The sequence below is a fragment of the Pseudomonas sp. GL_090 genome (assembly GCF_057837765.1).
The window spans coordinates 3,054,738-3,068,897 of sequence record NZ_CM174452.1 but is presented as its reverse complement, the minus strand read 5'-3'; the positions used below and the strand labels follow the sequence as shown (position 1 = coordinate 3,068,897).

At 61.1% G+C, this 14,160-nt stretch carries 11 protein-coding genes; 5 read left to right on the top strand and 6 right to left on the bottom strand.

The annotated features are described in order from the left end of the window. Positions 1–27: 27 nt before the first annotated feature. Genes fdhE through fdnG form a run of 4 tightly spaced genes read right to left on the bottom strand, consistent with a single transcriptional unit; the run spans position 28 to position 5,621 of the window. Complete coding sequence (fdhE, locus tag AC3ITA_RS13735; RefSeq protein WP_095942167.1) at positions 28–954, bottom strand: formate dehydrogenase accessory protein FdhE; 927 nt, start codon at positions 952–954, stop codon at positions 28–30. Positions 955–957: 3 nt separating this feature from the next. Further along, positions 958–1,623, bottom strand: a complete 666-nt coding sequence (locus AC3ITA_RS13730; protein WP_095942168.1) for a formate dehydrogenase subunit gamma — start codon at positions 1,621–1,623, stop codon at positions 958–960. Beyond that, entirely contained in the window at positions 1,620–2,555 is a 936-nt protein-coding gene (gene fdxH / locus AC3ITA_RS13725; protein WP_489280634.1) for a formate dehydrogenase subunit beta, read from the bottom strand. The genes AC3ITA_RS13730 and fdxH overlap by 4 nt, the downstream gene beginning before the upstream one ends. Further along, positions 2,556–5,621 carry a formate dehydrogenase-N subunit alpha gene (gene fdnG / locus AC3ITA_RS13720; protein ID WP_489280632.1) on the bottom strand — a complete coding sequence of 1,022 codons (3,066 nt, stop codon included), beginning with the start codon at positions 5,619–5,621 and terminating at the stop codon, positions 2,556–2,558. It lies immediately after the preceding gene. Between the two features lie 298 nt (positions 5,622–5,919). Here fdnG and AC3ITA_RS13715 point away from each other — a divergent pair, with 298 nt between their 5' ends. From AC3ITA_RS13715 to AC3ITA_RS13705, 3 genes are all read left to right on the top strand, one after another. Then, positions 5,920–7,074 (top strand): MalY/PatB family protein, encoded by a 1,155-nt coding sequence (locus AC3ITA_RS13715; protein WP_489280631.1) that lies wholly within the window; start codon positions 5,920–5,922, stop codon positions 7,072–7,074. Between the two features lie 142 nt (positions 7,075–7,216). After that, on the top strand, positions 7,217–8,074 hold the full coding sequence (locus AC3ITA_RS13710; protein WP_095942173.1) for a glucose 1-dehydrogenase: 858 nt from the start codon (positions 7,217–7,219) through the stop codon (positions 8,072–8,074). Between the two features lie 74 nt (positions 8,075–8,148). Beyond that, positions 8,149–8,760, top strand: a complete 612-nt coding sequence (locus tag AC3ITA_RS13705; protein WP_095942174.1) for a Yip1 family protein — start codon at positions 8,149–8,151, stop codon at positions 8,758–8,760. A 54-nt stretch (positions 8,761–8,814) separates the two neighbouring features. Here AC3ITA_RS13705 and AC3ITA_RS13700 read toward each other — a convergent pair whose 3' ends face one another. Both AC3ITA_RS13700 and AC3ITA_RS13695 read right to left on the bottom strand, forming a co-directional pair. Further along, positions 8,815–11,244 (bottom strand): ATP-dependent DNA helicase, encoded by a 2,430-nt coding sequence (locus tag AC3ITA_RS13700; protein ID WP_489280629.1) that lies wholly within the window; start codon positions 11,242–11,244, stop codon positions 8,815–8,817. Further along, positions 11,241–12,908, bottom strand: a complete 1,668-nt coding sequence (locus AC3ITA_RS13695) for a VRR-NUC domain-containing protein (RefSeq protein WP_489280627.1) — start codon at positions 12,906–12,908, stop codon at positions 11,241–11,243. Before AC3ITA_RS13695 ends, AC3ITA_RS13700 begins: the two co-directional genes overlap by 4 nt. Positions 12,909–13,103: 195 nt before the next feature. Here AC3ITA_RS13695 and AC3ITA_RS13690 point away from each other — a divergent pair, with 195 nt between their 5' ends. Together AC3ITA_RS13690 and AC3ITA_RS13685 are read left to right on the top strand one after the other, a co-directional pair. After that, positions 13,104–13,331, top strand: a complete 228-nt coding sequence (locus tag AC3ITA_RS13690; RefSeq protein ID WP_095942176.1) for a YgdI/YgdR family lipoprotein — start codon at positions 13,104–13,106, stop codon at positions 13,329–13,331. A gap of 137 nt (positions 13,332–13,468) precedes the next feature. Beyond that, complete coding sequence (locus AC3ITA_RS13685) at positions 13,469–14,146, top strand: MliC family protein (RefSeq protein ID WP_489280626.1); 678 nt, start codon at positions 13,469–13,471, stop codon at positions 14,144–14,146. Positions 14,147–14,160 lie beyond the last annotated feature (14 nt).

Sequence of the window (14,160 nt, the reverse complement as noted above, 5' to 3'; positions counted from 1 at the left end):
CCTCGCGCCAGAGTGTAGACGCTGCGGTTATTCGTCTCCCGGCGCCAGCAACAGATTCGGCGCCAGACGCTGATAACCGTCCTGGCTCAGGCGCATGTCGAGCATCAGGCTGGACAAGTCGGCCGACAACGCTTCAGCGTCCGCATCGTTCTCCAGATAGAGCAACTTCAGATAGCTGTTGCAACCGGGGCAGACTTCGGCGCGCAACGGTGCCTGGTTGGCGGCATGACGGTCATCTTCAAGGCTGAGGTATTCCAGGCCCTTGCTCTGCTCGCAATACACGCACTTGACCCGCACCACATGCCACTCGCAGGCGCACAACGAACAGACCAGGTAACGCAAACCGTTGTGCTTGCCGCGATGGCGGATCACTCCGGCCATGGCCGGCGAGCCACAGGCCGGACACTGGCTGAGACTGTCGCCTGCGCTCAGCGCCAAGTTCGGCGTGCTCAACAGCCAATGGCTCCAGGCTGTTTGCAGCGCCGCGCCGAGGAACGGCACCAGCGCGGCCGGCACCAGCGAATACTGACCGCTGACCAGTGCCACCGCCCAGGCGCGACGTTGTCCGGCATCGGCCAGGCGCAAGGTGTCCACGGCATCGACCACGGCCGATTGCGGCGGTGCGCTATAGCGCTGCAACAAGGCATCGAGGTAAAGCTGCCAATCGTCTTCGCGCGCCAGGCTGTCGGCCGCGAACGGCGGCAAGCCGTGTTGCTGGCACAGTTCGATGCGTTGTCGGTCAAGGGGTTCGCTTGTCGGCGGGTCGTCCAGCACCTGTTGCTGCACTCGGCACAACCCGGCGATCAGGCGCAGGTATTCGGCCAGCGGGTGCCCTTCGGCCAGGCTTTCCAGGCGCTGGGCACGCAGGCTGAAAAGCTCATGCGGTGGCATGTACAGAAACGGCGGCGAACTGGCCGCCGCTTCGATTTCTCCAGGTTCCAGGATAGTTGGCAAATGTCAGCCCTTTTTGGTGATCGGTCGCTCAGGCGCTTCGTCGCGGGTCTCATCTTGAGTCACTTGGCGATACCAGAGTTCGTGGTGTTTCCTGGCCCAGGCGCGGCTGACCGTGCCGTGCAACATGGCGCTGACCGAGCCCTTGATCCAGATGCCGGCATAGATGTGCACGATGATGCTCAGAATCAGCACGAAACCGGCCAACGCATGCAACAACATCGCCCAGCGAATCGCGGTGATGCCGAAATACTCGCTGAAGTAGGCACGCCAGATCACCAGCCCGCTGAACAACAGCACCAGCATGCACAGCAGTAAAGTCCAGAACAGCAGCTTCTGCCCGGGGTTGTATTTGCCGATGGGCGGGACGCCTTCCTCTTCATTCTTCATGACCCGGTCGATGCGCCTTAGCCACAGGCGATCATTGGCGATGAAGTAGTTGGCGCGCCAGAAGCGAAACACCAGGCCTAGAAACAGCACGAACATCAGTACGCCCATGAACGGGTGCAGGATGCGCGTCCATGGCCCGCCGCCGAACAGGTTGCTCAGCCAGAACAATGCCGGGTGGAACAGCGCCAGCCCGGACAGCCCGGCCATCAGGAACAGAATCGCCACCAACCAGTGATGGGTGCGCTGGTTGCTGGTATAGCGCAGGATCGTCTTGTCGCTCATGGCCTGCCCTCCCCACGGGGATCGAAGGTATGCACCGACGGATCGACCTCATGCACGGCGTTGTCCGGCGGCTGCGGATGCTCATCCTCCTCGACGATTTGCGGGCCGACGCGCACATAGTGGAAAAACCCGGCCAGCACCGCCGCGCCCATGGCCAGCAGCGCCAGGGGTTTGCTGATGCCCTTCCACAGCCCCACCAACGGACTGATCGCCGGGTGATCGGGCAAGCCGGCGTACAGCCTTGGCGTATCGGCGTGGTGCAACACGTACATCACATGGGTGCCACCGACGCCTTCGGGGTCGTACAGACCGGCGTTTTCAAAGCCACGGCTCTTGAGGTCGACGATGCGCTCGGCCGCATGCTCCTTCATGTCGTCCTTGGAGCCGAACACGATGGCACCCGTCGGACAGGTTTTCACGCAGGCCGGTTCCAGCCCCACCGCCACCCGGTCCGAACACAAGGTGCATTTGTAGGCCTTGTGATCCTTCTGCGAGATCCGTGGAATGTTGAACGGGCACCCGGTGATGCAATAGCCGCAACCGATGCAGTGATCCTGATCGAAATCGACGATGCCATTGGTGTGCTTGATGATCGCCCCCGGGCTGGGGCATGCCGCCAGGCAGCCGGGTTCGGCGCAATGCATGCAGCCGTCCTTGCGGATCAGCCATTCCAGGTTGCCGGCGTCGGTCTCGTGCTCGGTGAAACGCATCAAGGTCCAGGTTTCTGCGGTGAGGTCCTGCGGGTTGTCGTAGGTGCCATGGTTGTGACCGACTTCATCGCGCAGCTCGTTCCATTCCGAACAGGCGACCTGGCAGGCCTTGCAGCCGATGCATTTGGTGGTATCGATCAGCTTGGCGACTTCCTCCACGCCGCGCACCGACGGCGCGGGCGTGGTGGTGGCCGAGCGGGCAATGATGTCTTGGCTGGCCATTTAGACTTTCTCCACGTTGACCAGGAATGACTTGGATTCCGGGGTCTGTGTATTGCCATCGCCGAGGAACGGCACCAGGGTGTTGGTCAGATAACCGTGGCGGGTTGCGCCGGTGAAACCCCAGTGCAACGGGATACCGATCTGATGCACCACTTGGTTATTGACCTGCAATGGGCGAATCCGCTTGGTCACCACCGCCACCGCTTCGATATGCCCGCGCTTGGAGCTGACCCTTACTCGGTCACCGGCGGCAATGCCCTTCTCCTTGGCCAGCACCTCGCCGATTTCGACGAACTGCTCAGGTTGGGTAATGGCATTGATCGGGCAATGCTTGGTCCAGAAGTGGAAGTGTTCGGTCAGCCGGTAGCTGGTCGCCGCATACGGGAAGTCCTTGGCCTGCCCGAGGGTTTCCCAGACTGAATCGAAGATCCGCCCGGCCGGGTTGCTGGTCGCCTGCTTGTTGTTGGGGTGCATCGGGTTGATGCCGATGGGCGTCTCGAACGGCTCATAGTGTTCCGGAAACGGCCCTTCGTTCATTTTGTCGAGGGCGAAGAAACGCGCCACGCCTTCGGGGTTCATGATGAACGGGTTGATGCCCGCTTCCGGTGGGGCGTCGACTTTGTAGTCGGGCACGTCGGTGCCGGTCCAGACCTTGCCGTTCCACCACACCAGCCGTTTGTTCGCGTCCCATGGTTTGCCTTGAGGGTCGCAAGAGGCGCGGTTGTAGAGAATCCGTCGGTTCATCGGCCAGGCCCAGGCCCAACCCAGGTTCTGCTTCATGCCGAAAGGGTCGCTGTTGTCACGCCGGGCCATGTTGTTGCCCTGCTCGGTCCAGCTGCCGCAGAAGATCCAGCAACCGGACGCCGTACTGCCATCGTCCTTGAGCTGGCCGAAGCCGGACAACTGCTGTCCGGCCTTGACCACCGCGCCCGAGGCGTCGGTGACATCGGCGACGGCGTAGCCGTTGAATTCCCGGGCCAGCTCTTCCGGCGTCGGGTCATCCGGTATTTTGTAGGGCCAGTCGAGCTTGAGGATCGGCTCCGCCCAGGCACCGCCGTCGGCCTGATAACGCTTGCGCAGGCGCAAGAACAGCTCGGCCATGATTTTCACGTCGGTGCGCGCCTGCCCCGGGCCATCGGCCCCCTTCCAGTGCCATTGCAGCCAGCGACCGCTGTTGACCAGCGAACCGTTTTCTTCGGCGAAACAGGTGGTGGGCAGGCGGATGACCTCGGTCTGGATGCTGGCCGTTTCCACGTCGTTGTAAGGCCCGACGTTGCGCCAGAACTCCGAGGTTTCGGTAGCCAACGGGTCCATCACCACCAGCCACTTGAGTTTGGCCAACGCCTTCATCACCCGGTTTTTGTCCGGCAAGGCGGCGATCGGGTTGAAGCCCTGGCACAGGTAGCCATTGACCTCGCCCTTGCCCATCATGTCGAACATTTTCAGGATGTCGTAGCCGGGAATGTCCAGCTTGGGCAGCCAGTCGTAACCCCAGTGATTCTCGGCGGTGGCATTGGCGCCGTACCAGGCCTTCATCAGGCTGACGTGGAACTTGCCGTAGTTCTGCCAGTAGGACATCTGCCCGGGACGCAGCGGCTTGAGCGCACGTTTGGCAATGTAGGCGTTGTAATCCTGTTCGGCCTCGGCCGGCAAGGTCAGGTAACCGGGCAACAGGTTGGACAGCAAGCCGAGGTCGGTCAGGCCCTGGATGTTGGAGTGCCCGCGCAGGGCATTGACACCCCCGCCCGGCATGCCGACGTTGCCCAGCAGCAATTGCACCATGGCCGCGCTGCGGATCATCTGCGAGCCGGTCGAATGCTGGGTCCAGCCCAGCGCGTAGAGAATCGTCATGGTTTTGCCCGGTTGCGAGCAGGTGGCGATCTCTTCCCAGATTTTCTGCATGGCGTCCACGGGCATGCCGCAGACCTGACTGGCCAGCTCCAGGGTGTAGCGGCTGTAGTGCTGCTTCATCAATTGGTAGACGCAACGAGGGTCTTGCAAGGTCGGGTCGACTTTGGCGAAGCCGTCCTCGCCTATTTCGTAGCCCCAGCCAGACTTGTCGGTGTAGATGCGCTTGCTCGCGTCGTAACCGCTGAACAACCCGTCCTCGAAACCGTAGCTGGCCTTGACGATGAACGACACGTCCGTATAGGTCCGCACGTACTCGTGCTGGATCTTGTCTTCGGTCAGCAGGTAATTGATCAGCCCGCCCATGAAGGCGATGTCGGTACCGGTGCGGATCGGCGCGTAATAGTCGGCCACCGAGGCGGTCCGGGTAAAACGCGGATCGACCACGATCAGTCGCGCCTTGTTGTGCGCCTTGGCTTCGGTCACCCATTTGAAGCCGCACGGGTGCGCTTCTGCTGCGTTGCCGCCCATCACCAGAACCAGATTCGCGTTGGCGATATCGGTCCAGTGGTTGGTCATGGCACCACGGCCGTACGTCGGGGCAAGACTTGCCACCGTCGGGCCGTGTCAGACACGCGCCTGGTTATCGAACCCCAGCATGCCGAGACTGCGAATCACCTTATGGGTGATATAGCCGGCTTCGTTCGACGACGCCGATGCCGCGAGAAAACCGGTGGTCAACCAGCGGTTCACCGTTTGCCCCTTGGCGTTCTTCTCGATGAAGTTGGCGTCGCGGTCGGCCTTCATCAGGTCGGCGATGCGATCGAGGGCTTCATCCCAGGAAACTCGTACCCACTCCTTGGTGCCAGGCTTGCGCACCTGCGGGTACTGGAGACGACTGGGACTGTGAATGAAGTCCAGCAGGCCCGCGCCTTTGGGGCAAAGGGTACCGCGGTTGACCGGGTGGTCGGCGTCACCTTCGATGTGGATGATGTTTTGCGCGACATTCTTCGCGTCATCGCCCTGGCTGTACATGATCAAGCCGCAACCGACCGAGCAATACGGGCAGGTGTTGCGGGTTTCATGGGTGTGGGCGAGCTTGAAATGACGCACCTGTTCGGCAAAGGCAACCGTCGGGGCCATGCCCAACGCGCCCAGGCTAGAGCCTGCAAGGCCGATACCGGCGACCTTGAAGAACTGACGACGGCTGAGATCCATCGTGCACTCCTGATCAGGTGGAACCCGGTACATGGCCGGGCTTTTTTGAACAACCACGGTCGGGGCAGTCTGGCTGCCGACACTACAAACTGTAGTCAATGCACTAGTGCTTTGTGTGAAAACCGACCGTCGGGCAAATCCAGCGGGCCGTGAAAATCCTTGTAGGAGCGAGCCTGCTCGCGATGGTGTGTCAGTCGACATCACCGTATCTGACACTCCTTCGCGAGCAGGCTCGCTCCTACAGGGGGTTGGCGTTTATCATTGGCGCATGTTCAACCCCGCTTCTACGAGATCCCGCATGACTTTCGATTTTGATCAGGTGTTCGACCGCCACCACACCGGCAGTACCAAGTGGAGCCGCTACCCGGCCGACGTGTTGCCGATGTGGGTCGCCGACATGGATTTCGCCGCGCCGCCGGTGATCATCCAGGCCCTGCAAAAGCGACTGGAACACCCGATGGTCGGCTACAGCGTGGCCCAGGATGACTTGCGCGAGGCAATCGTTGCCGACCTCTGGAACAAGTACGCCTGGCGCGTCGAGCCCCAGGAGCTGACTTTCCTGCCGGGCGTCGAGTCCGGCTTCAACATGGCGCTGAAGGCACTGGTACAGGCACCACAGAATGTCGTTGTGCAGGTGCCGAACTACCCGCCGCTGCGTCATGCACCAGGCCATTGGGGCCTGAACAAGGTCGAACTGAATTTCGATGCGCAAGCCGACGGCACCTACACCACACCGCTCGATACCCTGAGCCAGTCGCTGCAAGGTGGTGGCGCGCTGCTGCTGAGCAACCCGCACAACCCTCTGGGCAAGGCCTTCCCCCGCGCAGAGCTGCAAGCCATTGCCGACATTTGCCTTGAGCATGATGCCTGGATCATTTCCGACGAGATTCACGCCGAGCTGTGCTTCGACGGTCGCCAGCACATTCCGATGGCGACCCTGAGCCCGCAAGTCGCCCAGCGCACCATCACGCTGATGTCGGCGAGCAAGGCCTACAACATCGCAGGTCTCAAGACCTCGTTCATGATCATCCAGGACCGCCACCTGCGCGAAAAGGTCAACCACGCCCGTTGCGGCATGGTCGACAGCGTCAATCCGCTGGGCATGGAAGCCACCCGTGTTGCCTACAGCGAAGCGGCGCCATGGCTGGCCGAGCTGAAAGTCTACCTGCAAGGCAACCGCGACTTCCTCGCCGAGGCCGTGCGCACCCGCCTGCCGGGCATCACCATGAACCTGCCGCAAAGCACCTACCTGGCGTGGCTTGATTGCACAGCGCTGGGGCTGGACGACCCGCAACGGTTCTTCCTCGAACAGGCCAAGGTGGGTTTGAGCGCTGGTCTGGATTTCGGCGATGACTGCCAGCAGTTCGTACGCCTGAACTTCGGCTGCCCACGGTCGTTGCTGGAAGAAGGCATTGCGCGGATGGAGCGCAGCTTGCACCGTCTCAAGGCCTGACCCGCGCCTCAACAACAACGAAGATCCCTGTGGGAGCAGGCTCGCTCCTACAGCGACCGGGGCATCAAAAATCCAACCGAACTCCAGCTAAAACCTCAGGGTCAACCCTCTGACGCCTTAGCCTTGAGATCGGAGATCGATGATGAACGACTATCCCAAACCACCCTTCCCCAAGCAGCATCAAGCGGTCCCCGGCGCTCAGCACCCAATGGATCCCGTGCCTGATTGTGGCGAGCACTCCTATAAGGGTTCCGATCGTCTGGTCGGCAAAATCGCCCTGATCACCGGCGGCGACAGCGGCATCGGCCGTGCGGTCGCCATTGCCTTCGCCCGTGAAGGCGCCGATGTGGCGCTCGCCTACCTCAATGAACATGAGGACGCCAGGCAAACCGCTCGCTGGATCGAGCTGGCAGGTCGCCAATGCCTGCTGCTGCCGGGGGACGTGGCGCAGAAGGCGCACTGCCGGGCCCTGGTGGAAAAAACCGCCGAGCGCTTCGGTCGCATCGATGTGCTGGTCAACAACGCCGCATTCCAGATGACTCACGACAGCCTCGAAGACATTTCGGATGATGAATGGGTGATGACCTTCGACGTCAACATCACCGCCATCTTCAGGATTTGCCAGGCGGCCCTGAAACACATGAGACCTGGCGGCTCGATCATCAACACCAGCTCCGTCAATTCCGACTTGCCCAATCCGTCCCTGTTGGCCTATGCCACCACCAAGGGCGCAATCGCCAACTTCAGCGCCGGCCTCGGCCAGTTGCTGGGGCCCAGGAATATCCGGGTCAACAGCGTCGCGCCGGGGCCGATCTGGACGCCCCTGATCGTCTCGACGATGACCGATGAAAAGGTAGAAAACTTCGGTGCCAACACCGCACTCGGCCGCCCTGGTCAACCCGTGGAAGTCGCACCGATCTACGTGCTGCTGGCCTCGGATGAAGCCAGCTACATCACGGGCCAGCGTTACGGCGTTACCGGTGGCAAACCGATACTGTGACGCCGTTGAAAAGTTGAACCCGCGACGACCTCCAGCGCTCCACAACGTATAGATCCTGATACCTGGAGGTCGTCATGTCCGCACCTATCGTCAAACTGTTCACTCAACCGAACTTCGCCTGGACGGATATTCGCAAGGAAGAGGAAGCCCATCCGCGCCACTACCTGGCTCATTTGCTGCTATTGGCCCTGATTCCCGCCACGTGCCTGTTCATCGGTACGACTTACGTCGGCTGGAGCCTGGCGGAAAACGAAACGGTACGGCTCAGCACCCACAGCGCACTGCAACTGAGTGCGTTGCTGTACCTGACCATCATTGGCGGTATCGCCGTGATGGGCGCGTTCATCCGCTGGATGTCCCGCGCTTTCGAAGCCAGGCCGACAATCAACCAGTGCATCGGTTTCGCGGCTTACACCGCAACGCCTTTCTTCATCGCAGGTATTGCAGGTCTGTACCCCAGTCGCTGGCTTGCGATCATCGTACTGGCGGCGGCTTCGGTTTATTCGACGTTCCTGCTGTTCATCGGGCTGCCGACTTTCATGCATGAGCGCAAGGAACAGGGCTTGCTCAATGCCGCGTGCGTCTGGGCTGTCGGGTTATTGGTGCTGGTAACCATTCTGGTAACGATGATCCTGATGTGGTTCAACGTGCTAACCCCCGAGTACTTGCGCGCCACTATCGGTTGATGAACTTTACTGCCTGGGTGGCGGTGCAGGGGACCGTGTTGCTGACCCTGGCGCTCACATCGCCTTACCTGCGTCGGTATTGTGCTGATCGCACACGGGGATTGGCGGGCGCTGCGGGTCGCGTTGGTGCTGTTCGCCGTGATTCGCCCGTTGAGTGTCTGGCTGAGGCCTTGGGGGGGTGCTGCTCAATGGCCCGCAGCGCTGGTTTGGAGTATGCGTCATGCCGGGATTTTGAAACGCCCACCAACGCGGCAGCAACTGCCTGACCTTGCTCTCGCCAAAACGGTCGTCGATCAACATCACCACCCCTTGATCCTGTTGCGTACGGATCACCCGTCCAGCGGCCTGTACCACTTTCTGCACACCGGGATAAAGATAGGTGTAGTCATAACCGGCACCGAAAATCGCGGCCATGCGCCGTTTCAGTTGCTCGTTCACCGGATTGAGCTGCGCCAGCCCCAGCGTGGCGATAAACGCGCCGATCAATCTGGCGCCGGGCAAATCGATGCCTTCACCGAAGGCCCCACCCAGCACCGCAAAACCGATGCCCTGGCCGTCGGCGTGGAACCGGTCGAGAAACTGCTGGCGCTGCGCTTCGCCCATCCCTCGGGACTGTGACCACAGACTGATGTGCGGATGTTTCTCGGCCAGCAACTGCGCCACCTGCTGCAAATAATCGAAACTGCTGAAAAACGCCAGGTAATTGCCGGGGCGCTCGCAGAACTGTCTGGCGATCAAGTCCACGATCGGCTCGAGGGACGACTGGCGATGGACGAACCGGGTGGAGATCTGGTCGACGATGTGCACTTGCAGTTGATCGGCGTGAAACGGCGACTCGACGTCGATGCACACGGTGTCCGCCGGTGTTCCCAGTAAATCGGCGTAATAGTGCCGCGGGCTGAGGGTCGCGGAAAACAGCACCGTGCTCCGCGCGGCGGTCAGGCGTGGGCGGATGAACCCGGCGGGGACCACATTGCGCAGGCACAGTTGCGAGAGGTTGCGCTGGCGCTCCAGGTCGCGCTTGCTGATGTCGAACAGGAACTGCTCATCGAACAGTTCGGCGACCCGGCAAAAGTGCAGCATGTCGAAGTAAAACCCCTGGAGCGTGCTGTCCAGGCCTTGAGGGTGATCGTTGAGGTAGTCACCCATGCTGGCGCTGCACGATGACAGTGCCTGAAGCAGCTTTTCCGGCGCCTTGTCATAGGCCTGATAGGCGCCGGTTTGCCCGTTATGCAGGGCATTCCACTCGCGGTTGACCCGCTGCATCGGTTTTTTCAGCACTTCAGGCGCGGTTTTGCGCACGCCGTTGAAGGTCGCCTGATCGAGGCTGGCGCTGTACATCTGCCGGCCGCGCTCCACCAGGTTGTGGGCTTCGTCCACCAGCACCGCGACCTTCCAGTTGTTGGCCTGGGCCAGACCGAACAGCAGCGCGCTGAAATCGAAGTAATAGTTGTAGTCGGCAACCACCACGTCGGCCCAACGCGCCATTTCCTGGCTCAGGTAATACGGGCAGACATCGTGCGCCAGGGCAATCTCGCGCAAGATGCTCTGGTTCAACAGGCTCATCTGGCTGGCCGCCTGCCGAGCGGCGGGCAGGCGATCGTAGAAGCCCCGGGCCAGTGGGCAGGACTCGCCGTGGCAGGCTTTGTCCGGGTGTTCGCAGACCTTGTCCCGGGCGATCATCTCCAGCACCCGCAACGGTGGCGCATCGACGCTGGAAAGAATCACTTGCGCGGCGTCCAGGGCCAGTTGCCGCCCCGGGGTTTTCGCCGTGAGGAAGAACACCTTGTCCAGTTGCTGCGGCGCCAGCGCCTTGAGCATGGGAAACAAGGTGCCCAGGGTCTTGCCGATGCCCGTGGGCGCCTGGGCCATCAGGCAGCGCCCCGTGCTGACGGCCTTGAACACCGACTCGGCCAGATGGCGCTGCCCCGGTCGAAAACCGGCATGGGGAAAGGCCAGGCCCTGCGCGGCCCGATTGCGCCCTTCTCGATGGGCGACTTCCTGCTCGGCCCATTGCAGGAACCGCGCGCAATGCCGTTCGAAGAATGGTTGCAGCTCGGTGGCTTCGAAAAGCTCGACCAGGCAGGTCTCCTTTTCGCTGACGATATCGAAATACACCAGTGCCAGATTGATCCGTGCCAGATCCAGTTTGCGGCACATCAACCAGCCGTAGATTTTCACCTGGGCCCAATGCAATTGACGGTGGTTGGCCGGTTGTTTGCTCAGGTCGCCGCGGTAGGTCTTGACCTCCTCCAGGCAGTTTTGCCCGGGGTCATAACCATCCGCCCTGCCCTTGACCGTCAAGGTCTGATACTGGCCCTCGAGGGCGACTTCGCTTTGGTAACCCTCGCTGCGTCGCGAGGCCACGGTGCGGTGACCGACGATACCTTCCAGCGCGGTCGGTGACGGTGTGAAGCGCAGGTCGAGATCGCCGACCTTGGCGGTGAACTCGCACAGCGCCCGCACCGCGATGCTATAGCTCAATCGCCCTGCTCCGCCCATTGCACGTAACAGACGGCGATGGGCATCTGGTGTTCATGGCAGAACTCCAACCAGCGCAGCTGGTTGTCCTGCAGGCGATCGCCCGGGCCTTTGACTTCGATCATGCGGTAGGTCTTTTGCTGCGGCCAGAACTGGATCAGGTCCGGCATGCCGGCGCGATTGGCCTTGATGTCCAGCAAGAGGCGATTGAACCAGTGCTTGAGGTGTTCGGCCGGGAGGCAATCGAGGGCTTGCTCCAGCAACGCTTCGCTGAGCACGCTCCAGAACACGAACGGCGACTGCACGCCCCACTTGGCGGCATAACGTTCGCGGATGGTCTGCCGGTAGCGCCCGTCGTCGAGTTCGGCCAGGCAAGCCTGAAACAGTTCGGCCCGGCGGACCTGGAAGTCTTCGCTGAGCAGATCCACCGGCCCGCGCTGGAACGGGTGAAAAAACGCACCCGGCAAAGGCGCGAAAATCGCCGGCCAGCACAGCAGGCCAAACAGTGAATTGACCAGGCTGTTTTCGACGTAGTGCACCGGCGCCGACTCTTGCGCAAGGTGTGCCTGAACGTAGAACTCCACCGATAACGCAGGGTCTGTCCGGGGTAATTGCAGGTCCAGACGCTGCATTTCCCGAGGCGCTGCCCGCTTGATCGGCGGCCCGCCAAGCTTGCGCCGCAGGCGTGGCAGCACGCGGAGTAATTGCTGGCGTTCGGCGGCGCTTTCCGGTGCCTGTTCGGCCAGCTCGGCCAGGTCCATGGCCTGCTCGAACTGGCCGCTGCGTTCCAGCACGCGGATGAGCCGCGCCCGCGCGCCGGGATAAGCGCATTCGCGGTACAGGCTCAGGGCCATGGAGAAATCCGCGATGCGTTCGCAGTGCTGGGCCATCTGGAACAGCAGCTTGCCGCGCCGGCGTTGCAACCACGGATTGTCCAGCGCCAGCTCCTTGATCCGTTCGGCCACCTCTTCCAGCGCTTCACCGGCCTCGAATTGTTGCTGGTACCCGTGCAGGAGGATGCAGGCATCCACGTCTTCGCGGCTGCGCAAGCCACGGGATTCGGCGCAGAATTCGACTTTTTCGTAGGTGTAGATACCAAGGTCGGCCAACACGAACTCCGACCAGTCCTGATACAGGTTGCCGAAAAACATCAGGCGCAGGCGATCGCACAATTGCATGATGGTCAGACTGAACAGGCGCTCGTCCAGGGTCGGGCACCAATCATTGAAGCTTTGCACTTGGGGAAACTGTTCGCACAGCGCCGGCAACCAATCGGCTTTCTTGCCTCTGGGTTGATCGATCGCCGGGCCAAAGGCCTGGAGGATTTCCCCCTTGAGCAGCACCTCAAACAGCGCTTCGACCGCCAATGGCATTTGCTCATCGACCCAACCAAGCGCTAACAGCGGCTCGACGGCGCTGCCGGTATCGCCGATTTCCTCGTAATGCAGTTTGCTCGCCCTGAAATGAACGCCCTTGCGCATGACCATTCTGACCAACAGTGCCTGCGACTCACGGGGCAACCGCTTAAACTCATTAATGAAACGCAGTTCGTCGACGCTCAGCACATCGGCAAAGCGCTGCTCAAGCCAATCAAGCACTTGCATGAAGTTGTTCAAGTAATAGAACGGATCGTCGAGGGGATTTGCGGTCACTGGGAAATGGGCCATGGCGAGGGTACTGGTTATGCATACAGATACCAGTTCCACGCCGCGTGGCGCAATCGGAAAAGGATAAATGGCGGCGCAATACGGATTTTTCCCAAGGCAGTAGAACTTTCTTCCCCCCGGCGGCACCAACCGCCATAGAGGTGCAGTGACAGCCTCGGGCTGATGGCGCTGCTTTAAACGAACGGGAGGTTGATCATGGACATCAAGACATTGGGCTTGCCCCTGGCTGTAGCGGCCCTGCTGGCGCTGAGCGGTTGCTCTACGCAAACGGTGGTGACGCTGCAGAACGGCACTCAATACCTGACCAAAGACATGCCGAAGACCAAAACCAAGGACGGATTCTTTGAGTTTGAGGACATTTCGGGGGCGATGGTGAAAGTCAGGGCCGATGAAGTGGCGACGATTCGCGAAGAAGAAGACTGACGTTTCTCCTGGCACGATGTGGCAGGTTTCGAGCACTGCTTTACACTCGATAGACCCCGTGCGACCGAATGACTGTGCAACGCTTCGGCACAGGCGTTGCAATACGGGCATCACGCAAAGACTCAGGTGACGCCGAAATGAAAATGGTCATGCCACTTCTGGCCTCTGTGCTCGCCGTCAGCACGTGCGTGACGGCGAGCCTGTGTGACGCCGCCACAAAGGCAAAACCAAAGCCAAAGCCTTTGCCAACGTACAAAACCAGTTTCGATTGCGCCACGCCCCAGGCATCCGCCGAAAAGCTTATCTGTCACGACCCTCAACTGGCGCGCATGGACCTGGAACTCGATCGCCTTTATCTCCTGGCGCTCAGCGACGACCATTCAGTGCCGCGCCCGAATAAAGTCGAGATCGATCAGCGGTTCTGGATTGAGTCCCGTAACCAGTGTGGTGGCGGGGCTCAAGCCAGGGCGTGCGTCGTGCGAAGTTATGCCGAGCGTGCGTTCCAACTGCGCCAGGGTTCGGCCATTGCCAGAACCAAGGACCCCAGCAGGCTCACGGAAGGCCCATTGGCTTATCGTTGCGCAGGGTTTAACTCATTGGTCGCCGCGACCTTCTTTACCGTCGAACCGGGCGTGGTGTTCCTGAAATGGGCCAACACCTCGGTGACGCTGGATCAGGTGCCCGACAATTCCGGAACCCGGTACACGGGCAAGGATTACAAAGGCAGCTACAGCTTCTGGCAAATCGACGATGACGTGTTTTTCCAGATACCCGGCTCAGGCCAGATGAGTTGTGCAGCCGAGCCGGTCGGCTGAAGACGATGGCATCG

What these genes read in the sequence shown, in the direction of transcription:
- AC3ITA_RS13730 (WP_095942168.1), bottom strand. Translation starts at nt 1,623, where the DNA reads ATGAGCGACAAGACGATCCTGCGCTATACCAGCAACCAGCGCACCCAT.
- fdxH (WP_489280634.1), bottom strand. Translation starts at nt 2,555, where the DNA reads ATGGCCAGCCAAGACATCATTGCCCGCTCGGCCACCACCACGCCCGCG.
- AC3ITA_RS13715 (WP_489280631.1), top strand. Translation starts at nt 5,920, where the DNA reads ATGACTTTCGATTTTGATCAGGTGTTCGACCGCCACCACACCGGCAGT.
- AC3ITA_RS13710 (WP_095942173.1), top strand. Translation starts at nt 7,217, where the DNA reads ATGAACGACTATCCCAAACCACCCTTCCCCAAGCAGCATCAAGCGGTC.
- AC3ITA_RS13705 (WP_095942174.1), top strand. Translation starts at nt 8,149, where the DNA reads ATGTCCGCACCTATCGTCAAACTGTTCACTCAACCGAACTTCGCCTGG.
- AC3ITA_RS13695 (WP_489280627.1), bottom strand. Translation starts at nt 12,908, where the DNA reads ATGGCCCATTTCCCAGTGACCGCAAATCCCCTCGACGATCCGTTCTAT.
- AC3ITA_RS13690 (WP_095942176.1), top strand. Translation starts at nt 13,104, where the DNA reads ATGGACATCAAGACATTGGGCTTGCCCCTGGCTGTAGCGGCCCTGCTG.
- AC3ITA_RS13685 (WP_489280626.1), top strand. Translation starts at nt 13,469, where the DNA reads ATGAAAATGGTCATGCCACTTCTGGCCTCTGTGCTCGCCGTCAGCACG.